General features: G+C 70.3%; 21 protein-coding genes. 1 reads left to right on the plus strand and 20 read right to left on the minus strand.

All coding sequences use genetic code 11. From position 1 onward, the window contains the following. Nucleotides 1-151: 151 nt before the first annotated feature. Nucleotides 152-1,387: an IS701 family transposase gene (locus tag IO29_RS21025; protein WP_078618375.1), complete on the plus strand. Its 1,236-nt coding sequence runs from the start codon at nucleotides 152-154 to the stop codon at nucleotides 1,385-1,387. Nucleotides 1,388-1,593: 206 nt separating this feature from the next. Here the strand turns inward: IO29_RS21025 and IO29_RS40380 are convergent, their stop codons facing one another. The 20 genes from IO29_RS40380 to IO29_RS21115 form a co-directional block, all read right to left on the minus strand. Next, complete coding sequence (locus IO29_RS40380; RefSeq protein WP_051707811.1) at nucleotides 1,594-1,899, minus strand: DNA glycosylase family protein; 306 nt, start codon at nucleotides 1,897-1,899, stop codon at nucleotides 1,594-1,596. A gap of 93 nt (nucleotides 1,900-1,992) precedes the next feature. Next, entirely contained in the window at nucleotides 1,993-2,316 is a 324-nt protein-coding gene (locus tag IO29_RS40385; protein ID WP_411572614.1) for a DNA glycosylase family protein, read from the minus strand. Beyond that, entirely contained in the window at nucleotides 2,303-2,542 is a 240-nt protein-coding gene (locus IO29_RS39570; protein WP_233435921.1) for a hypothetical protein, read from the minus strand. Before IO29_RS39570 ends, IO29_RS40385 begins: the two co-directional genes overlap by 14 nt. A gap of 116 nt (nucleotides 2,543-2,658) precedes the next feature. Further along, on the minus strand, nucleotides 2,659-4,101 hold the full coding sequence (locus IO29_RS21035) for a DUF2637 domain-containing protein (protein WP_030381020.1): 1,443 nt from the start codon (nucleotides 4,099-4,101) through the stop codon (nucleotides 2,659-2,661). Nucleotides 4,102-4,296: 195 nt separating this feature from the next. After that, nucleotides 4,297-8,127, minus strand: coding sequence for a LysM peptidoglycan-binding domain-containing protein (locus IO29_RS40065; protein ID WP_267881993.1), 3,831 nt, complete (start codon nucleotides 8,125-8,127; stop codon nucleotides 4,297-4,299). 5 nt (nucleotides 8,128-8,132) lie between these two features. Beyond that, the gene (locus IO29_RS21045; protein WP_030381018.1) at nucleotides 8,133-8,570 is read right to left on the minus strand and encodes a TadE/TadG family type IV pilus assembly protein; all 438 of its coding nucleotides are present in this window, start codon (nucleotides 8,568-8,570) and stop codon (nucleotides 8,133-8,135) included. Between the two features lie 12 nt (nucleotides 8,571-8,582). Then, nucleotides 8,583-9,020, minus strand: coding sequence for a TadE/TadG family type IV pilus assembly protein (locus IO29_RS21050; RefSeq protein WP_030381017.1), 438 nt, complete (start codon nucleotides 9,018-9,020; stop codon nucleotides 8,583-8,585). Further along, a complete protein-coding gene (locus IO29_RS21055) occupies nucleotides 9,017-9,439 on the minus strand; it encodes a TadE/TadG family type IV pilus assembly protein (protein ID WP_030381016.1) in 423 nt (140 codons plus the stop codon). The genes IO29_RS21050 and IO29_RS21055 overlap by 4 nt, the downstream gene beginning before the upstream one ends. Further along, complete coding sequence (locus tag IO29_RS21060; protein WP_030381015.1) at nucleotides 9,436-9,633, minus strand: hypothetical protein; 198 nt, start codon at nucleotides 9,631-9,633, stop codon at nucleotides 9,436-9,438. The genes IO29_RS21055 and IO29_RS21060 overlap by 4 nt, the downstream gene beginning before the upstream one ends. A gap of 27 nt (nucleotides 9,634-9,660) precedes the next feature. Beyond that, complete coding sequence (locus tag IO29_RS21065) at nucleotides 9,661-10,560, minus strand: type II secretion system F family protein (protein WP_051707810.1); 900 nt, start codon at nucleotides 10,558-10,560, stop codon at nucleotides 9,661-9,663. Next, a complete protein-coding gene (locus IO29_RS21070) occupies nucleotides 10,557-11,486 on the minus strand; it encodes a type II secretion system F family protein (RefSeq protein ID WP_030381013.1) in 930 nt (309 codons plus the stop codon). Before IO29_RS21070 ends, IO29_RS21065 begins: the two co-directional genes overlap by 4 nt. Then, nucleotides 11,483-13,048, minus strand: coding sequence for a TadA family conjugal transfer-associated ATPase (locus IO29_RS21075; protein ID WP_030381012.1), 1,566 nt, complete (start codon nucleotides 13,046-13,048; stop codon nucleotides 11,483-11,485). The genes IO29_RS21070 and IO29_RS21075 overlap by 4 nt, the downstream gene beginning before the upstream one ends. Beyond that, nucleotides 13,045-13,866 (minus strand): CpaE/TadZ family protein, encoded by an 822-nt coding sequence (locus tag IO29_RS21080; protein ID WP_030381011.1) that lies wholly within the window; start codon nucleotides 13,864-13,866, stop codon nucleotides 13,045-13,047. Before IO29_RS21080 ends, IO29_RS21075 begins: the two co-directional genes overlap by 4 nt. Then, nucleotides 13,866-14,555 carry an SAF domain-containing protein gene (locus tag IO29_RS21085; protein WP_030381010.1) on the minus strand — a complete coding sequence of 230 codons (690 nt, stop codon included), beginning with the start codon at nucleotides 14,553-14,555 and terminating at the stop codon, nucleotides 13,866-13,868. Before IO29_RS21085 ends, IO29_RS21080 begins: the two co-directional genes overlap by 1 nt. Nucleotides 14,556-14,572: 17 nt before the next feature. Further along, on the minus strand, nucleotides 14,573-15,538 hold the full coding sequence (locus tag IO29_RS38590; RefSeq protein WP_030381009.1) for a hypothetical protein: 966 nt from the start codon (nucleotides 15,536-15,538) through the stop codon (nucleotides 14,573-14,575). Further along, on the minus strand, nucleotides 15,532-16,113 hold the full coding sequence (locus tag IO29_RS21095) for a hypothetical protein (RefSeq protein WP_030381008.1): 582 nt from the start codon (nucleotides 16,111-16,113) through the stop codon (nucleotides 15,532-15,534). Before IO29_RS21095 ends, IO29_RS38590 begins: the two co-directional genes overlap by 7 nt. Before the next feature lie 61 nt (nucleotides 16,114-16,174). After that, complete coding sequence (locus IO29_RS21100) at nucleotides 16,175-16,396, minus strand: hypothetical protein (RefSeq protein WP_030381007.1); 222 nt, start codon at nucleotides 16,394-16,396, stop codon at nucleotides 16,175-16,177. Nucleotides 16,397-16,565: 169 nt separating this feature from the next. Continuing rightward, nucleotides 16,566-17,096: a hypothetical protein gene (locus IO29_RS21105; RefSeq protein ID WP_030381006.1), complete on the minus strand. Its 531-nt coding sequence runs from the start codon at nucleotides 17,094-17,096 to the stop codon at nucleotides 16,566-16,568. Nucleotides 17,097-17,402: 306 nt separating this feature from the next. Continuing rightward, nucleotides 17,403-18,374 carry an MBL fold metallo-hydrolase gene (locus IO29_RS21110; RefSeq protein WP_033226118.1) on the minus strand — a complete coding sequence of 324 codons (972 nt, stop codon included), beginning with the start codon at nucleotides 18,372-18,374 and terminating at the stop codon, nucleotides 17,403-17,405. A gap of 69 nt (nucleotides 18,375-18,443) precedes the next feature. Beyond that, entirely contained in the window at nucleotides 18,444-19,316 is an 873-nt protein-coding gene (locus IO29_RS21115) for an MmyB family transcriptional regulator (protein ID WP_030381004.1), read from the minus strand. Nucleotides 19,317-19,379: the final 63 nt, after the last annotated feature.

A 19,379-nucleotide genomic window follows, 5' to 3' on the forward strand; every position in this document is an offset into this window, starting at 1 on the left:
AACGAAGATCCCAAGCCGTTCATCTGGACCAAGACCGCCGAGGAAATCCTCGACTCCCTCGCCCGCTTCTGCCGACGGATCTCCGGCGCAGGACACTAGTAGTGCTTCGTTACGTTGAGTGATCTCGGCTGATCGCGGGCAGCTTCCCGGAATGAGGTTGGGGGAAGTGGAACGGCTCCGGGGCGAGTTATCGGAGTTCGTTGCCGATATGTTCGGGTCGTTTCCGCGGCGGGATCAGCGGCGGTGGGGCGAGTGTTATCTGCGGGGCCTGATGCTCGACGGCCGGCGCAAGTCGATCCAGCCGATGGCCGAGCGTCTGCCGGACGGGAACATGCAGGCCCTGCAGCAGTTCGTGAACCAGTCGCCATGGGATCCGCTGCCGGTCAGGCAGCGGATCGCCGAGCGGCTGTCCGGAGTTGTCAGGCCCGAGGTGTGGGTGATCGACGATGTGTCGTTCCCCAAGTGCGGCAAGGCGTCGGTCGGGGTGGCCCGCCAGTACTGCGGAGCGGTCGGCAAACGGGCGAACTGCCAGGTCGCGGTCAGTGTCCATGCCGCCACCGACACGGCCTCGTGCCCGTTGGAGTGGCAGTTGTATCTGCCGCGTGAGTGGACGGACGAACCGGAGCGATGCCGCAGGGCAGGTGTCCCCGACGACGTGGTGCACCAGGAGAAGTGGCGTCTCGCGCTCGGCCTGCTGGACACACTCGCCCAGTGGCAGTTGAAGGCACCGGTCGTAGTCGCCGACGCCGGCTACGGCGTCAGCACCCCCTTCCGACTCGGCCTCGAGGAGCGAGGGCTGTCCTATGTCCTGGCCCTGACCGGGAAGGAAGTCGCCCACCCGGAGGATGTTGAGCCGTACCAGCCTGCTTACGGCGGACTCGGACCGCCCACCCTTCCCCGCTACCGCACCCCACCGCGAACCGTCTGCGCCCTCGCAGCGGAGGCCGGTGCCGACCGGTTCACCGAGGTGACCTGGAGGCAGGGCAGCAAAGGCACGATGACCTCACGCTTCGCGGTCCTGACGGTCCGGCCCGCGGGCAAGCAGTCCCTGGCCGCAGCGCAGGAGGCGGGTGGCGGCCGCAACCGGTGGGACGGCGTCCTGCCCGTCCAGACACTCCTGGTCGAGTGGCCGGACGGCCAGGACGCTCCGACGGACTACTGGATATCGAACCTGCCCGCCACCACACCGGCCGCTGACCTGGTGCGGTGGGCCAAGATGCGCTGGCGGATCGAGCACGACTACCGTGAGCTCAAGCACGGCCTGGGACTGGACCACTTCGAGGGCCGCACCTGGCGCGGCTGGCACCACCACGTCACCCTCGTCACCGCCGCCCAGGCATTCCTCACCCTCAGGCGGCTCGACCCAAAAGTCCACACACCGGCCTGACTTTCTACCAGGTCCTCGACGTTATTCAGGACCTGCTGAGGTGCTGGACCGGTACCTGCACCACCTGCGGACGACCTCTAGCCAACCCGCGAAGCCGCCGCAGACAGCCCAGAACCTAACGAAGCACTACTAGGGGCTGGTCGCGGCAGAACGCCCCCGCGCCGTCTCAGGCCTGCGCCGGCTTGCGGCCGCGCCCGCGCACACCACTACAGGCGGACGATGCGTCCGAGCGGGGCCCGTGGCTCGCGGCGGGAGGGGATGCGCTCGGTGAGCAGGATGAGGCGGGCGGCCCGGTGGCGTTGCCCGGCGTAGGGGGCCAGGAGTTCCAGCATCTCCGCGTCGCCAAGGCCGCGGCGGCCGGTGAGGACATAGCCGATGTGTCCGGGCAGGTGTAGATCGCCCGTGGTGAGGGCGTCGGGAGCCTCGTTGGAGCATTGCAGTACCTCGGCGGCGGTCCATGGCCCGATCCCGGGCACGAGCTGGAGACGTCGCATGGCCTCCGGCAGGTCCATGTTGGCCGCTTCTTCGCGGCGCGGCGCGTAGCGGCAGGATCGCTGAGGCGCGCTTGTCGTCGGCGCCCGCCTGGTGCCACTCCCATGACGGGATCATCGACCACTGCCGCGGCGTGGGCGAGACGCGCATGCCGTCGGGTGCGGGCCCGGGAGGGGCCTCGCCGTAGCGCAGCAGTAGTCGGCGTCAGGCCGCGAACGCTTCCCGGTGGAGACCTTCTGTTCCAGCACGCTGGCGACCAGGGCCTCCATGACGAGTCCGGTCCGCGTCAGGCGCAGCCCTGGGTTCCGGCGCACGGCCTGGGCGACGATCCGGTGCCGTGCCGTGAACTCGCCGGGCTCGTCCTCGGTGCCCAGCAGGGCCGGCAGTGTCTCCAGCGCGCAGTCGGCGCCAGGCCCCCACGCCTCACCGATGACCACGCGCGATCCGGGCGACCGGCAGTCGCCGGGGCGGACGCCGGTCGGTGAGGTGCGCACGCAGCAGCGTGCTCGCGCTGCGCAGATAGTCGGTCTCGGCCGTGTAGGAGATCGCTACAGCAGTCGTGCGCTCCTCGCTCGGAGCGTCGTCCACGCGCTGGGCGGTGGCCCGGGCGGCATGACCCTGGGCGCTCAGCTCGGCGATCGCTCGATGCCAGCGGCTGCTCACCGGCCGCCCCCTTCTGTACCCGGTGTGGTGTCGCCCAGTGAGGCTACCCGCATGGTCCGACACGCCACGCTCCCCGGCTCGGTCCTACCGGCCGGGGAGGTGCGAGTCAGACCAGTTCAGGCCGCCACCGGTTCGAGGGACCAGTTCAGGTCGACGTGGGTGGCACCCTCGCGGACCACGATGGGGCCGTGCTCCCTCTCCAGGCGGCGGTACTCGTTGCCGCCGGAGTTCGGGTTCTTGTACCCGGCCCACTTGCCGAGGTCGACCTGCGACAGGGCGACGCCGGCGGCCTGGTGGGCGATGTAGATCCGCTCGGCGCGCTGCCGATGGGTGAGGTTCTTCGGCAACACCGAGAGGTCGATGTTGATTCTCAGCTCCTGAGTCTCTTCGTCTTCCTCGTCTTTCGGCGGGGTGTGCTGCTCGGCGGCGGGCTTCTCGCGCTCGCGCTTCTCTTCCTGCTCCTTGTCTTCGTGCGCATCCTCGCCACCACCTGGCCGTGACTTCTCATCCGGCTCGCTGGCGGGCGCGCCCTTGGCGGCAGCCTCGACAGGCTCTCGCTCAGTTCCCGGCTCCGGCTCCGGCTCTGCCTTCGGCTCCGGAATGGCCGCCGGGCGGGGCTCGGCCGTGGGAGCTTCCGGAGTCTCCTCCGCGACCGACGCCTGTTCGCCCTGCGAGCTGATGGCCGGCGCGGAGGCAGCAGTGGCCGGTGGCGTCACCGCGCTCACCAGGGGCTCTTCGATCTCCTCGACGGTGGCGGCATACGGGGCGCCGGCTGTCAGCGCGTTCACCGACGCCATCTCGGCCGGGGCGACGCGTTCCACGGTCACCTCCGCCGGGCCGGACGGTCGGGGGCGCTGGGAGCCGATCACGCGGACGTTGTCGACGGTCGCCAGAAGCTCGGACCGCCACGCCTTCCACATCTTGACCGGTGCGCCGATCGGCCAGGGCAGCCACAGCAGCAGGCTGTAGCCGCGGTCCTGGTCGTCCTTGCGGCGCTTCTGCCGGCCCATGATGACCTGCTCGATCTTGTAGAGCAGCATCTCGAGCAGGATCGCGTACACCAGCGGCGGCACCACGGCGAGGAACGCACTGCCAGCACCCTCCCCGGGGGCGTGGAGCAGGTTCATCGCCGCCGAGGCGGACACGAATGCGAGCAGCAGGATCCGCGTGATCGCGCTGGACCGCAGGGTCAGGGCCTCGAAGAAGCGGATGAGGGAGAGGCTGAGGGCGCCGGCGTCCAGGAGCAGCGCGAAGCCGGTCGCCGCGTCCCAGTCGCCGCCGTTGTGCGCGTGGGCGTACTCGCGCTGTGCCCCGAAGGAGAGCCAGGCGGCGATGCCCGCGAGAACGAACATCATCAGACAGCCGATGCCGAGCGCGATCACGGCGAGGCGCCGCTGCCAGGCGTTGCGGCGCTGGAGGGCGAGCGCGGCGCGCTCCTCGGCGGTGGCGTTCTGCTCTGCGGCCCGGCGGCGGCTGCCCAGCAGCAGTGCAACGGTCGTCGCGGTCCCGATCCCTGCCACGGCGAGGCCGGCGAACAGCGACCACTGGAAGGTGGTCATCGGCAGCTCCCTTCCCTGGAGCGGGCCGCCGGGGTGGTGGGCCCGGCGGGCGGGACGGCGGCGTGCTGCCGGCGGCGGCTCATGTGCGCGGTCTCCTTCGTCGGATGGACGGCCGAAGAGGCCCTCGCTCTCTACAGGTGTGATCGAACGGTGCGGTGTGACACCGGAGGTCGGTGAATCTCGGACGGATCATGGTCATGAGGCGGCGGACCCCAAAGGGGGCTGGATCCTCTCCCCTTTGAGGAGCGTGCGCAGCAGCCCGACGGTCTCAGGTGAGGAGTCGACGCCCTCCTCGGCGTTGATCCGGGCCAGTTGCGCGGCGGCGCGCTCCAGGCCCTCGCGGTCGCCCATCTCGTGGCAGATCGTGAAGAGGTCCCGGTAAAGCAGCTCCGACTGCGCGTCGACGAGCATGCCCTTGGTGACGGCCTGGGCCGCGGCCCGATAGTCGCGGACATGACGGCGGCGTTCGGCGAGCTCGTGGGCGACGTCGACGATCGCGCTGATCATCTCCTGGATGTCGGCCTCCGCCCAGGTGTACTTGGATGGGTCGACGTCCGCGAAGGGGCGGCCGCGTACGAGGGCCAGGGCATGGGCGAGGGCGATGTCAGCGTCCTGCCCGTCGTGGTGCATGCCCTGCTGGTACAGCTCCTTGAACCGGTCCCAGTCCGAGGTGACGGCGGGGTTGAGCTGGTAGACGCCGTCCGTGACGTCAGGGAGGTAGGCGCTGCTGGGGTCGTCGGCGGGCAGGTGGGGATCCCGGCCCAGCCAGGCACGCAGCCGCGAGATGGCGGTGTTGCGGGTGCTGGCGGTCCGGCGCAGCCCAGGCCAGATCGCGTTGTCCAGGTCCTGACGGCCCAGGCCCGGGTGGAGCACGAGCCAGGCGGCGATCTCCATGAGGTGGTTGCGCCGGCCGCTGCTCACGCGGCCCTGCGTTCCCGTCAGCGCCACCGGGCCGAGGACCTGGACCTGAGGGCCGGCGGGTTCGGCAGGCGGAGTGGCCAGCGCAGCTAGGACGGTGGAGGTCGCGGCGCTGGGCCGGGGGATGATCCGTGCGGCCGGTGCCGTTCCGGACGCCGTGTGGTCGCCGTGGGTGGCCGGGGACAGCCCGGACTCCGCATCGTCCTCTTCGCCGGACGGCGCCGGACCCGTCTCCGATGCGTCCAGGTCCTCGCCGAGCGCCGCTGCGGACAGGCCGGAGCCTGCCTCGTCGTCATCCGCCTGGAGGGGCGAGGCGTCTTCCTGTTCCGCGAGCACCTCTTTGAGCACCGCGTCGGAGTCTTCACCCGGCTCGGATCTGTCCCAGACGTCCTCGCCGAGCGCGGAGGCCGCCTCAGAGTCCTCCTCCGGCTCGGGTTCGTTGTCCCAGCCGGAGGGCTCGGCCGAGGCATTGTGGGCGGTCTGCTCGTCGTGCGCCTCATCAGCGGCAGGCCCGGCGACCGCGGGGGACAGAGCGCTGCCTTCGTCCTCCGGGCGGTCACCGTCGATTCCGTCGTCGGACGAGAGGTGGTGGGAGGGGGCCGTGAAGCTCGGCACGGCGGTCGCCAAGCTGCTGCCTTGGACGGCAACCGTGGTGCTCACCCGGGGAGCGGCGGTGGTTTCCGGCGCGAGCGCGGAGGCCTCACCCGCCGGGGTGGGGCGGGGGCCGTTGATGTCTGCCGGGCCGGTGTGCCCGGTCCACGGCGGCGGGGGGACGTCGTCGGTACGACTGGACGTTGCGATCAGCTGGACAAGCCGGTCGTAGGAGTCGGCGTCCAGGTGCTGGAGCTTGACCGCGAGGCCCAAGTCGGGCAGTTCGACGCTGCTGCCGGGCTGGGCGGGCAGAGTCCAGGCGCCCGGCACGTCGAGTTCACCGCCCGCGGCGGTGACGACCGCGACCGCGGTGCGGGGCCGGGAGGCGAGGAGGTCCTCGAGTTCGGCGGCCGCCGCGCTGGTGGGCGGCGCGGTGGCGATGAGGATGCGGGGAATCCAGGTGTCGCCGCCGTCCTCGCTGAGCCGGGCGGCCCGCAGGTGGTCGTGCCCGCCATCGGTGAGGGCCTGACGCTGGAAGGCGTCATGCGCCTGGAGGTCGGTGGTGGCGGTGCCGAGATCTGCGTGGTGCTCGATCTGGTCGGGGTAGAGGTAATGCAGGTCGCTGCCGGCGCCGGCGAGGACGATCTGCGTGTCGGGCGCCAGCCGGGAGGAGGCAAGTTCCACGGCGAGGGCGAGCATGACCGCACGCACGTCGGCCGGGCTGCCGGCCAGGCGCAGCAGGCTAATGGCCTCCAGGTTGACCAGGACCGCGTCGCCGTCCTCGGTCTCGCCCAGGCTCACCAGGGCCGGATAGGGCACCGTGACGTCGGCGGCCTCGTCCTCGTCGAGGAGGGCGGCACCGCGGGCGGGGCAAGTCCACACCGTCGGGTTGCCCTCGTTCTCAGTGAACGGCGCAACGGGCGGGGTGACGGCGGCCAGGTGGAGCTCGATGCCGCGTGCGGTGATGCACATCGCCTCGACCTCGGGCAGAGGCCGGCCGGCCTGGAGGCAGTTGGCGGCCAGGGTGCGCAGGGCGCGGTCGGCGAGTGCGATGCCGGTGATGTCGGACGCCACGCGCAGCTGCTTCTCGAAGTCGGCGGTCGCACCGGAAGGCATCGGGATACGCCGCTTGGGGCGCCGACGGCGCTGCTGGCGGGCGCGACGGGTCGCGACGACCGAGAGGACGGCCGCGGCCAGGATGCTCCCCGCCGCGGAGATGGTCCGCACGCTCTGGTCACCGCTGTCGGCGGTCTCCGCGGTTTCGTGCGTCTCGGGTGTCTGGGTGGGCGTGCCGTGCTGCTCCCGCTCACGGTCATGTGCAGGGCTCTGCACGGCCGGCTGCTCCGTCGGGGTGTCCGGCCGGGCGGTCGGCTGCCCACCGCCCTGTCTGTCCTTGTCCGCGCCCTGACCGGGGGTCTGGGCAGTCTCGCCCTTGTCTCCCTTGTCGGAGCCCTGGCTGGGCTTGTCCTGGGCGGGCGGCTGCGTCTGCTCTGCGCCGGGCCGCTCCTCGGCCTTGTCCGGGGCGGCGGGCTGCTCGTGCGGCGGCTGCGCCTTGTCCGGGGTTGAGTCGCTCTGGTCGCTGTCGTCGGTGCTGGCCGCGGCGGGAATCTGCAGCTTCCAGCCGGGGTAGATCTCGTCGGGGTCGGCGAGGACGCGCCCGTCGTCCTGCTTCACGCCCTTGTTCGCTTCGACAATCCTCGGATAGGCGTCGGCGTCACCGAGCTCGTCCTCGGCGATGCCGGTGAGAGTCTCGCCCACGCGGACAGTGTGGGTCTGGTCGGTGGCGGCCGTGGAGCCGGAGGTCTGCGGAGGGGCTCCGTCCTGATCGGTGGAAGACGCGGGCGAGGCGTCGGCCGGCAGGCGCAGAATCCAGCCGGGCTGCAGGACGGTGGTGTCGGGGGTGACGAGGGAGCCGTCCGCCTGGCTTACGCCTTCGTTGGCATCGAGGATCCGGTGCCACTCGATTCCGGCGCCCAGACGCTTCTCTGCGATGTCCCAGAGGGTGTCGCCGTCCTGAACGTGGTGGACGGGGCCGTCCCAGGCGGCGGAAGAAGAAGCCACGGCCTTGATGGCGGTTGCCTCCGCAGAGTGGGCGTCGGCGGTAACGGTGGCCGTGGCCACGGTGGCGGGGGCGGCGCTGGCAGGTGATGCCATCGCCGTGCCGGTCGGCAGCAGGACGAGGATGCCGCCGACGAGGGCGCCGGCGAGCTGCTGGGATCCGCCGAGCATGCGGATCCGGGGCGCGCGGACGTTCCGCAGCGCGGCGCCCGTTTCCAAGACGACCGAGACCACGAAGCTCAGCCAGCCGTACCAGCCGATGAGGGTGACGGTGCCCAGGAACAGCTGGCCGGAGTCGGGGCTGGTGAGCGCGGCGGTGATCTCGTCGAAGCCGGGGACGTGGTCGGGGAGGACCCCGATGCTGAGCAGAACGGCGGGCACGCCCGCCAGGAGGGCGACCAGGGCCACCAGGGCGAAGAGGGCACGTATGAGTCGGGCTGCGGTACTGCGGTTTCTCATGATCGTCACCCTCGGTAGACCAGGTTGGCGCTGCCGTGGCCGGTGACGGTGCCGCTGGCGCCGCCTAGGAAGAGGGCGCGGTACGACTCGGTCACGGTCACTTCCAGGGACCCGCCGTCCTCGCTCACGCTCACCGTGCCGCTGACACCTTCGCGGCTGAGGTAGTTCCGCGCGGCGGCGACCGCGGCGTTGCGGTCGACGGTGATGCCTCCGCCGGAGATGGCCTTGCCCGCATCGACGGCCTGGCCGCCGGCCCGCGCGGCCTCGTGCGCGACGCCCTCGGCGTGGGTGAGGGCCCGCAGTTTGCCGGCGCCGTCGTAGACGAGCGCTGCCACGAGGAACAGCGCCACGACGGTGACGAGAACGAACAGGCTCATCGACCCGCGGTCGTCGCGCAGGGCGCGACGGATCCGGCGGGTGAACGCGAAGCGGGCGGGTGTCATGCGATGGTCCTGTCAGCCGCGCTGGCGGTAGGAGTCGATTGACGAGGTAAAGCTGCTGGTCAGAGTCTTGGAACCGGGCAGTCCAGGCAGTCCGATGTCGGAGAGGCGGACCGTGCACGTCACCGTGGCGGTGGTGGAGGCCGGCTCGCCAATCCGTGCGGAGAACCCGCCGGTGGAGATGGAGATGGACGTGGAGGTGCACTCCAGCCCTTGCTGGCTCAGGACGCTGCGCGCCACCTGTGAACCGGCGCTGCTGGCCGAGCCGCCGCTGCGTTCCAGCGAGGCGGCGCGGGCGGCGTTGCGGGCGGCGGTGTCGACGGCGTTGCTGGCGGATCCGATGCGGCCGAACGCGATGACCAGCAGGAGCACCATGATGAGGACGGGAAACAGGATGACGGCTTCCAACGACAGCGCGCCGCGGTCGTCCCTGAGCCTTCGGGCGATGGTCACCGGGCCTCCGTGATGCGCTCGGTGGCCGCGTCCGCGTGCTGGTCGATCTTGAGCTTCAGGCCGGGGATCATCGTGTCGACGTAGCCCGTGACGCGGATCCGCACCGTCTCCCCCTTGCTGCCGCTGACGGACAGACCCGAGATGCTGCTGCCAGCCCGGGAGAGAAAGTCGCGGGCCTCGGCGGTGCCGGTGCCTGCGGACGCCCCCCGGACGCGGGCCGATTCCACTCCCAGCTGGGCGGCCGACATCGCCACATTGCGCGCGTGCCACCACAGCCCGACGTGCACGACCAGCAGGATGGCCAGGAGCACGACGGGAAAGACGATCAGCATCTCCAGGGACAAGGCTCCGCGGTCCCGCACGTCGCGTTCTGCGAGCGCGCGGGACCAGCGCCGTACGGCCTTGCGGAGGCGGGTCACTTGATCGTTGCCGCCTTCTCGCTGACCTTGGTGGCGATGATGGCGACGGCCACGCCGGCAGCGACGACGAGACCGGCGATGATCATCATGGTCTCGATCGATATGGCGCCGCGGTCGTCGCGGACGTTGCGCAGCCGGTCGATCCGGGCGCTGAAGAATGCCTTCAGGAAGGTGAAGTTCGGGTCGGTACCCATCGTGAATTTCCTTGTCTCTTAACGGAATTAGCTGGCCATGATCCGCGAGAGCGCGGGGTAGCCGATGTAGACAGTCATGATCAGGACCAGCATCGCGACGGGCATCACCATTTTTTCGGATGCCATGTTCGCCTGGGCCTTCGCGGCGGTGACCAGGGCGCCGGAGAGCGACTTGGCCTGCGCGCCGAGGGTGTCGCCGACGGCCGCGCCCTCCTCGCCGGCGATCGCGATGATGTCGGCCGGTGCTCCGAGCTCGGGGACATCGAGCTCGAGGGACAGACGCTTGAGGCCTTCCCACGGGCTGATGCCTTCGAGTTCGGCGCGCGTGATGGTGTCCCGGATCTTCGCGAAGACCCAGCCTTCCCCGACTTCGGCGGCCTTCTTCAGGGCCTGGGTCGGGGCCGCGTCCGCGGCACGTTCGAGCTGGACCAAGCGCAGGTAAGCCTTGACGGCATACCGGAAGTCCTCCTTCGCCTCCACCGCCTGCTGCTTGAGCTGGAGGTCGGGCAGGAGCCAGAAGACAACCGCGAGACCGAGACTGGCGATCGCCGGAATCGCGAATGGCAGTGGAAAGCCGGCCAAGGCCGCCAGGGTCACCACCAGGAGGGGCAGCAGCAGCCCGTACAGGGCGAGTCCGAGCTTGCGGCCGAGGTGGGCGGCGGGGGACCGGCCCACGAGTTCCAGCTGCTGGCGGGGCAGGCGCAGGGTGCCTTCCCCGGCGGTGCGCAGCAGGAACGCGCCGGCCTTCTCCATCAGCGTGTTGGGCTGGCTGTCCCGGTTACGGTCGAGGTTCTCGAGCCGGGTGGCGTCCATCCGGTTAAGGACGTCGCCGAGGTCGGGCCGGCCGGGAAGGATGCCGCGGGCGGCGATCACCAGGCCGAGGCCGGCGACGGCGCCGCCGACGACGGCATAAGGGGAGAAGATCACGGCGCCTCCTCGGCGATCGGGCCGCCGGAGCGGTCGGCAGGAGACAGGAACCGGGGCGCGGGCTCGATGATCGCCATGCGACGCATCCAGATCTTGACCAGAACGAACGCGACGCCGACGAAGGCCAGCACGAGCTGCCCGGTGAGCGTGTTGTAGGGCTCGACATACGTCCCGGAGAACGCGGTGATGCCGAAGATCCCCAGGCAGAAGATGGTCACCCAGCGGTCGTTCGTCCGCGGCTTCTGCCTGTCGGCTTCGACTTCGCGGCGCGCCAGGACCTCGTGCTGGAGGGCATCGGCGAGCTCGCGCAGGGCCTTGCTCAGGCCGCTGCCGCGGTCCTCGACGTGCAGGATCAGCAGGGCGGCCACCTCGTCGACCATGGCGTCGTTGAGGTCGTCAGCGAATGCCCGGTAGGCATCCTGGGGCACCCAGCCCGACTGCTGACGCGAGACGAGCAGCCGTACGTCCTCGCGGATCGCCTTGGGGACGGTTTCCAGACTGCGCTGGATGGTGGCCTCCAGGCTCACGCCGACGGTGTGGATGTCGGACATGCGCCGCACCCACTCCTCGATCGCTTCGAGCTTGTCGATCTGCGACTTGCCGCTGCCGGAGGTGTTCAGCAGCCAGGGCAGACCCAGCACGACGGCGAGGGTGACGAGCCCACCGGTCAGCCAGCCGGTGAACAGCCACACTCCCAGGCCCGCCAGGACGGCGCCGGCCAACCGGGCCTGGCCGCGGGCCCACCAAGAGGTGGGCGTGCGGGCGTCCTTGACGAAGAAGGCACGGACCTTGCGCTCCAGGCGACTGCGGCGGCGCACGGTGGTCGAGGGTGCCCAGCCGACGCCACCGGCCACAGCCAGGACGAGGCCGCCGACGGCGGCCAGTCCGCCGAGCGCGGCGATCAGAGAGCTCAAGGTGAGCGTCACAGCGGCACCACCGTCTCCAACGGAGCACCCCAGCTTCCCCACGGCCGCTGCAGGACGCTGCGGTCCAGCCCGGCCCGCACCAGGTCCTCCAGGCAGGCCTGGGAGATGTTCCCGTGCGGCACGGCCCGCGGCTCACGGCGGCCGTCCTGCTCGCGCGGGGCGAAGACCATCTGGTACGAGGGGCGGCCGCCCTCACCGATGCCGGTGATCTCCATGACGTGCGACACGAAGCGATGCTTGCGTCCCGGCTTGCCGTCCGGGCCGACGAGTTCGGTCTCGTCGACCAGACGTACGTAGACGACGAAGTCAACGGCCTGCGCGATGAGCCGGTAGGCCAAGGCCTCGGTCATGCCGATGCCCGCCTCCAGACACAGGGTGGCCAGACGCTCGATCGACAGCTGGGGGCTGCGGGCATGGAGCGTGGCCATCGACCCGCCTTCGCCCTCGTTCATCGCGTGCAGCATCGGGACGACTTCCTTGGAGCGGACCTCGCCGACGATCACACGCCGCAGCGACATACGCAGCAGCTGCGGGAAGAGGTCGGACAGGGTCAGCTCACCCTGGAGCTTGCCGTCCGCCCCGCGTTCGCCGTTGGACTCGCGGCCCTCGTAGGCGACAACCTCCGGGCCCTCGGGGTCCTCGTGGAGGTGGAGCTCGTACTCCGACTCCAGCGTGCCCACCCGCTCGTTGCGCGGGATCTCCCGGGCCATGGCACGCAACAGGGACGTCTTTCCTACGCCCTGGGAGCCGACCACGATGATGTTCTTGCGGCCCTTGACCGCAGCCCGCAGGAAGTGGGCGAGCGAGGCGTCGATCGTGCCCCACCGCACCAGGTCGTCCAGGCCCTGGCCGCGGGTGCGGTGGCGGCGGATGACGATGCTCGGCCGCGGCGTGACATACGCCGAGGCCGCCAGGCGGGAGCCGTCGGCCAGCCGGAGGTTCAGGTTCGGCGTGGCGGGCGTCAGCGCACGCTCGCCCTGCCCCTGCATACGCGCGAGGTGGTTGATGAGGTTGATGAGGTCCCGGTCGGTCTTCGCGATCGGGTCCCAGGTGCGCGTTGGACGGTCCGCATAGTCGACCCGGACCTTGTCGCCGTAGATGATGATGTTCTCGACGTTCGGGTCGTCCAGGAGCGGCTGGAGACGGCCGGCGCGGAACAGCTCGTCGAACACGGCCTCACGAACGGCACGCTCCTGCTGGGGCGTCAGGTCCTGGCCGCTGGCGGCGTACTTCGTCGCCCATTCCGAGACGACCTGCCTGATGATCGACTGTCCGCGCTGCCGGCGGTCCTGCTCGGTCATGGACGCATCGGCGCCTGCGGCCTCGCCGATCTTCACGCTGGCGCGAGAGCGCAGCTCGGCCAGCACCTCGTGCCCGACCGGGAGCGTGGCCGGGGCAGAGGCGTCGGCGAGGGCGGCGACGCTCTGGGGCAGGCCAGCTGGGGACACCTGTGCGGGAACCGGCCGAAGGACCGGCGCGCCCTGCGCGGAGTGCTCGCTGAGGGCCTGGGTGAAGAGGGCGGTGTAGTCGGTGGCCGGGGATTCCGGCCGGGTGTCGGTCATGATGCCCTCCCGGCGAGCGTCGGCACTGCGGCCGGCTGCAGCTGAACGCGGCGCCTGGTCACCAGCTCATTGATCGTTTGGTGGGCCGTACGGGCTGAGCGCAGCAGCGTGCGCGGCAGCTTCTTGTAAGCCCCGTGGGTGAAGACGTCGGCGCTGTCGGGATCCCACGCGAGCATGCCGACCACGGGGGCCTGGAGGTACTGCTGGACTTGGCTGCTGTTGAAGGGCCCTTCCTCGATCAGCAGGAGGCCCAGTGCATCGGAGCCCGTTCCGTGGTGCGCCAGCTCTTCCCTGAGGACCCGCATGGCCGGCGCCGCCGCCGTGATGGAGGCCTGGGTGGTGCGCACCACCATGAGCACGGCGTCGGCACGGTGGAGCAGCGGTGTCGGGTAGCGGGTCGTGGACAGCCGGGTCTCCGACTCCGTCAGGATGCGTCCGGCGTCGATGATGACGTCGTGGCCGGTCTGGTCCATCACGCCGAGCAGCCGGGAGATCGGCTCCCAGGTGCGGCTGAGCGAGGCGGCCTGGGTGGGGTCGGTCAGGCCCGGCAGGAGCAGCCGCTGCCCGGTGTTATCTCGGTCCAGGCTCACGAAGTGCTGGCTGAACTCGCGGGCGAGCGTGCCCTGTCGGTCCGCGGCCGCCAAGCGGTGCAGGCCGGTGGACGCGTTGCCTTCGCCACCGAGGTAGCCGGCCCGGATCGTGCCGCCCGCCGGGTCGGCCTCCACCAGCAGGGAGGGCTTCGGCGAGGAGAGCGCGAGGGCGAGTGCGGAGCAGGTGACGCCGGCGGACTTGCCGGAGACCAGCGCGATGACCGACATCAGCCGGCCGCCTTCAGCACGACGGTGACCGCGCCTCTGGCCGCCCAGGTGGCCAGGGACGGGCTGTCCGTTCCCGCAACGGCGACGTCCACGACGACGGCCCCGTTCGCGTCGGGGGACGAAAGGCCGACGACCACCGCGTTGATGCTGTCCGGAGCCCTCTGTGTGCCCGACTTCGCCGCCTCGGCGTCGTCCTGCGGGGTGTGGACGAGCGCGACCGCGTCGCCGGTGCGCAGCCGCTGCGCAGGGAGCTGTCCGGGCTTGGCCAGGATGCCCACGGTGTCACGGCCCTTGGCGACAGGGGTGCCCTCGTGGACCGAGGCGTCGGTGACGAGGCTTCCCTTGGGCAGGTCGGCGGCCGCGGTCTTGCCGACGATGTCGCCGCTGCGGCTGACCGGCACCGGTGCGAGCGCGGCGTCGGGAGCGATCTGCGCCACGACCAGGTCACTCTTCTTGACGGTCTGGCCCGCCTTGACGTCGTGGGCCAACGCGATCACGGGAACCCGGTTCCCGGCCTCGTCGACCTGCCACACGGCGAGGAGCGCGCCGACCGCGGCCAGCGCCAGGCCGGCGCCGACGACGACCGGCCGTCGCCGGCGGCGGGGGGCGTCCTGGGATATCGGGAGCGGCCCGGGGGCTGCTGCGGGCGCCTTCTCGGCTGGCTTCTTGTTCGCGAACGTCGTCGCCATGGTTGCTGTTTTCCTCGTTAGTTGACGACCTGGAGCTCGCCGATGTTGATCGCGGTTCCGGCGGTGCGTGTCTCGTTCGGCAGCGTGCCCGTCTCACCGTTGGTGGCGGTCCAGTCGATCACCCACGTGCTCGTCGCGGTGATCTTGTAGGAGCCGCCGTCGGGCACCTTGGTGTAGGTGTGGCCGCAGTCCGGGGACTCCTGCTTCCCGTAGGACTTCTCGTACGGCGTTCCGGGCTTCGTGCAGGTCACGGACGTGCCGTCACCCATGGCCCAGGTGATGGACTTGACGCGTGCGGTCGCCGTCACCGACAGGCCGCCGGCCGACGCGGTGGTCGAGAGCGGTCCCCACGTGTTGGGCGTCTGCTCGGTCCACAGCCACACAGGCATGCCGATAAGACCCTTGGAGCCGGCCGGGGGAGCGCTGCCGATCTTGGCGCCGTCCAGGCGCATCATGCTCAGCGCGCGCTGGGCCAGCTCGGCTGCCGACGGACCGGTCTGCCCGAGCGGGTCCGTCTCGGACCACCGGGCGAATCCGTCGGTGGGAGTGGGGCGGGCGTGGATCTGAGACATGCATGCGAAGGCGTAGATCGCGCCGGTTGTGTGGCCTTCCCAGATGGGGTCGGACTTTGGCGGCTGCGGGTCGAGCTTGCGGATGTAGCAACCGTAGGATTCGCTCCAGGTGCCGACGCCAGGGATGTAGCACTCCCAGCCCGGGCTTCCCGGGCGCTCCTTCGCGCCGGTCTCGCAGGTCTTGCCGTCGCCCTTGCCGCCGCCACCTCCGCCGCCGTTGTGGCCGCCACCGCCACCGCCACCGTTGCCTCCGCCGTTTCCACCGGGGACTTCCACACCGGCGCAGATCCAGGCGCTGTTGCAGGAGCCGACGTCCGTGTCACCTCCATCTGCCCAGGCCTGGGAGGGGAGGAGCAGGTAGATGATGCCGGCGAGCGCGGATATGACGGCTGCGGTCTTGCGGGTCAGCATGTGCGGTCCTGCTGCTGCGTCTCGGTGATCATCCACTTGTCGCCGACAGTCCGGGCGTTGATGGTGGTGACGAACCGGGTGAGCCGCTCCTTGGGCAGCTTCACCTCTTCGCCGGTCTTCTCCTTGACCAGCTTCCAGTTGCTCACGTCGACGCAGTCGGTGATGGTGGCCTTCTTCGGCGTCTCGTCAAGGCTGACCGCGGTGACCTCCGGGGAGAGCTTCGGTTCACCCTTGATGACGTTGCCGTTCAACTTGAGCGCGACGAGTTCGGACTCGGCCTTGCCGAGGGCCTTGTCGAAGGCGTACTTGTCCAGGCCCGTGTCGACGGGGCTGGCTTTCGCGTATGCCTTGACCTGCGCCTCCCAGTAGTTGCGGTAGACCGCCAACACCTCGGCCTTGGCCGTGGCCTGTGGGTCGGAGCTCTTGGTGGCGCTGGGGCTGGCGGAGGCCTTCGGCTTCTTCTCCTCGCCGCCGCCTCCGCAGCCAGTAGCCGTGACCGCGACGCTGAGAGCCGTGGCAGCAACCACCGCTCGGCGCAGCCAGCGAGTCGTGTCGTGAGCGGTTGAGATCGACACTGGCGTATCCCCCTTGTGAGTAGTGGTGACGGCTTGGATCGTAGGAAACGGAGGAGCTGCCTCAGGCCAGGGCGCGGCCGGAGCCGGTCGCGGCACCTGCAGCGCGTACGGCGAGGCTGGACTTCGCCGGCCACTGGGCGCCGGTCGGCAGGCCGGCGAGGTGCCGCGGCGCTGCGGGCGGGGGGCCGTTTTCGGGCACGCCGAAGGGCACGACAGGAATGGCGCCAGCCGTCTCTGCGAAGCTGACGTTCCAGGTCGTGAAGCCGACGGTGGTCTGGTTCAACGCGAAATCCCCCTCGCGGTCTGGGACTGGGCGTCTCCCACAACGCGATCAGTCCGAGCCTGATTCTGGCCAGAAAGATCAGATGCAGCCAGGTCCCGTTTTTTCCTGTAGCCGCACTTCCGGTATATGCCTCCGGCGTAGGTGGTTTGGGAACGCCTTGATCAGGGCCTCAGGGTTTGATCATGAGGGCCGGACCGGAAGCCCTAAGGGCCCTTTCGGCGGCCTCGCGGTCTGAGCCGGTGATGGCGTTAAGTCGACGTTCGACGAAGGGGGTGGAGGGGTGGTCCTTGCCGTAAACCGACTGCAGCAGCGCCAGAAGAGCCGTGCCGGTTCTGACGGCGTCGGGCGCGTGGGTGATGGTGAGCCAGGAGGCGGCGCCGTTGCGGGCCTGCCGGCGGATCTGGCGGTGCTTGGGTTCCAGGACCCGCTGCCAGGCTGCGGCGGTGTAGACCGACACCTCGGTAGCCATGGTGGGGTGCCCGGCGAGCTGGGCGCAGAAGGCGACGAGCTCGAGGGCGTGGAGCGTGTAGTTGTGCAGGGGGCCATGGCTCTCGGCGAGTTCCTCGCTGAGGATCCGCGCGAGAGTGAGGGCTTCCTCGCGCCCACCGGCGAGGAGGGTGTGGCGGAGGTTCTCGATGCGGGGCGCGAGGAACTCGGGGACGGCGGCGGGGACCGGCAAGGTGCTGGCGGCGGGCGTCATAACTCTCCCTGGTCGAGGCGGCTGCGAGCGGATGCCGCCGCCGGGGGGCCAGCGGCGGCATCCGGAATCGAGTCCAGCAACGCGTGCTGCTCGACCGCGCACGTCAACGGGCGTGGGAGGGCCCTCGGTGCCTGGGCGGCGCTCCCCCGTGCGTGCACGGCGCGCCGACGTCGGTAGTTGACCGGCCCCGGGGAGCGCAGTGCAAGCCCGCACGCCGCGCAAGCGGTTCATATTTCAATGACCGGAACGCTGGGGCCGCGCTGTTTCACCTGCCGGAATAGGCGAGGTGCGGCTGCCGGGCAGGGCTCAGAGCGTGGTCGGGCCGGTGGAGGAGCGGTCCCAGGCGATGTGTGCCGCGTGATTCATCAGCTCTAGCAGGTCCGGGGCGGTGGAGTCCTGGTCGAGGTGGCGGTACTCGGTGCTGAGGGTGATGGCGAGCCGCTCGGGGAGACCGAGGCCAGGGTAGCGGTCCTCCTTGATCAGGATGCGTGCCGCCTCGACGGCGGTCCGGCCCTGGCCGTGCATCACGTAGGCCTGGTCCGCGAGGTCGTCGAGGTAGGCCACGTAGTCCTGGAGGCCGGCCGGGGTCATGAGCGGGCCGTGGCCGGGGACGATCCACTCGGGGTCGAGGTCCAGGATCCGGGCGCAGGCGGCGGAGACGTGTTCCAGCGGACCGGCCCAGTGCGAGGGGTGGTCTCCCGCGAAGACGATGTCGCCGGCGAAGACCACGCGCTGCTGGGGCAGATGGACGATGAGGTCGCCGACCGTATGGGCGGGACCGACCTCGTGGAGCTCGACGGGCATCTGGCCGACCGTGAGGTCGTGGCGTCCGGTGAACGTCGTGGTCGGCGGCAGTACCTGTATGCCGGTGAAGTCGAAGTTGCCGAAGTGCTCCCGGAAGTACCAGCCGAGCGGTTGGCCGGGGTCGGTGTCGTGGATGAGTGCCTGAAGCTGCTGAGGCTTCGGCTCGAGGCACTGGTGCTCAAGAGCGGCGCGAGTGGCGAAGATGTCGGCGCCGGGCAGCTGCTGGAGGCCCCAGGTGTGGTCGCCATTGGCGTGGGTGACGGCGACCCGGTCCAGTAGGGCATCCGGCCCTGCGGCCGTGCGGGCTGCAGTGAGGAAGGCGTCGGTCAGGGCGGGGGTGTAGGGCGTGTCGATGACGAGGGCCTGGCCCCCGGAGACGACGAGACCGCAGTTGGCCATGCCCCAGGTCGCCTTGTTTCCCGGCTGCCAGGCGAAGACGCCGGGGGCGATCTGCTTCAGGTCAGTGGTTGCCATGGGCATGCATTGTGCGTGCCGCGGCCGCCCCGAGGAAATCCCTCCGCCAGGGCAGCCGCGGGCGCGACCTCAGTGGTGGGGTGCGAACGGCAGGAGGAAGAACCGGGCGCCCGGGCTGCCGAACGGCTGGGCGGCGCACATGGTGACCGTGCCCAGCTGAGACGGTGCGTGGCGCTCGCAGCAGCGGCTGCGGTGGTCCTCGCCGTCGCGCGGCGGCGTGTAGCCGGCGTGCCGCATCGGCCGGGCGTCGCCGTCGGGGTGGATGTACGCGAGGCTGTGGTCACGGTAGATGGGCCCCGCCACCGGGTCGTCGTTGACCTCTTTGTCGAGCAGCTGGAGATCTTCGTTCTCTGGGTGCGCGGCGACCGCCGTGCGCAGCTGGGCCGCGACCTGTGGGGCCCATCGCGTGTCCCAGTCGACCAGGTGGTGCTCGCGCGCGTCCTCCCGTAGGAGCATCCACCGGATCAGGTTGCGCTCGGGCAGTTCCGGGGCCTTGCCCTCGACCTGCGGGAACATCCGCTTGAAGTCGTCGTTTGCCGCCAGCACGTTCCAGGCGACGTCGTTGATGTAGCAGGGCTGCCCGGAGACGCCGTTTACGGCCAGCTGCCATGCCGGGTCGACGTTCGTCCCCGCGCACGGATCCATGGGGAACGGGGGCTCGTAGCCGAGCGCGTAGACGTAGAGCACGTTCCTCTCGCGCTCATTCATCTTGAGTACCGTGGCCACGTTGTCGAGGAACTCGGTGCTCGGCTGGGGTGTGTTCCCGCGCTCGAACTCGGCGTAGGTCCTCTCGGTCACGAACAGCGCCTGCGCCACCTGCGCCTGCGACAGTCCGCGCGAGCGCCGACCCCGGCCGACGCGCTTGGGCCAGCCGAGCTCGACCGGGTCTATCTGTCCCCGCTTCCATTGCAGCAGCTGCTGCAAGGCCTCCTTCTGATTCAACTTTCAACCCTTCCCCGTGGTGCCATCCCCGTACCAAGCACGCGATATACCGGAAGTGCGCGC

It is taken from the genome of Streptomyces sp. NRRL F-6676, assembly GCF_000725625.1.
Taxonomy (GTDB): Bacteria; Actinomycetota; Actinomycetes; order Streptomycetales; family Streptomycetaceae; genus Streptomyces.

Excerpts from the sequence above, each read along its gene's own strand:
- IO29_RS40065 (WP_267881993.1), bottom strand. The coding sequence starts at position 8,127 with ATGAGAAACCGCAGTACCGCAGCCCGACTCATACGTGCCCTCTTCGCC.
- IO29_RS40380 (WP_051707811.1), bottom strand. The coding sequence starts at position 1,899 with ATGGACCTGCCGGAGGCCATGCGACGTCTCCAGCTCGTGCCCGGGATC.
- IO29_RS21110 (WP_033226118.1), bottom strand. The coding sequence starts at position 18,374 with ATGGCAACCACTGACCTGAAGCAGATCGCCCCCGGCGTCTTCGCCTGG.
- IO29_RS21025 (WP_078618375.1), top strand. The coding sequence starts at position 152 with ATGAGGTTGGGGGAAGTGGAACGGCTCCGGGGCGAGTTATCGGAGTTC.
- IO29_RS21085 (WP_030381010.1), bottom strand. The coding sequence starts at position 14,555 with ATGGCGACGACGTTCGCGAACAAGAAGCCAGCCGAGAAGGCGCCCGCA.
- IO29_RS21035 (WP_030381020.1), bottom strand. The coding sequence starts at position 4,101 with ATGACCACCTTCCAGTGGTCGCTGTTCGCCGGCCTCGCCGTGGCAGGG.
- IO29_RS21105 (WP_030381006.1), bottom strand. The coding sequence starts at position 17,096 with ATGACGCCCGCCGCCAGCACCTTGCCGGTCCCCGCCGCCGTCCCCGAG.
- IO29_RS21060 (WP_030381015.1), bottom strand. The coding sequence starts at position 9,633 with ATGGGTACCGACCCGAACTTCACCTTCCTGAAGGCATTCTTCAGCGCC.
- IO29_RS21045 (WP_030381018.1), bottom strand. The coding sequence starts at position 8,570 with ATGACACCCGCCCGCTTCGCGTTCACCCGCCGGATCCGTCGCGCCCTG.
- IO29_RS38590 (WP_030381009.1), bottom strand. The coding sequence starts at position 15,538 with ATGCTGACCCGCAAGACCGCAGCCGTCATATCCGCGCTCGCCGGCATC.
- IO29_RS21075 (WP_030381012.1), bottom strand. The coding sequence starts at position 13,048 with ATGACCGACACCCGGCCGGAATCCCCGGCCACCGACTACACCGCCCTC.
- IO29_RS21080 (WP_030381011.1), bottom strand. The coding sequence starts at position 13,866 with ATGTCGGTCATCGCGCTGGTCTCCGGCAAGTCCGCCGGCGTCACCTGC.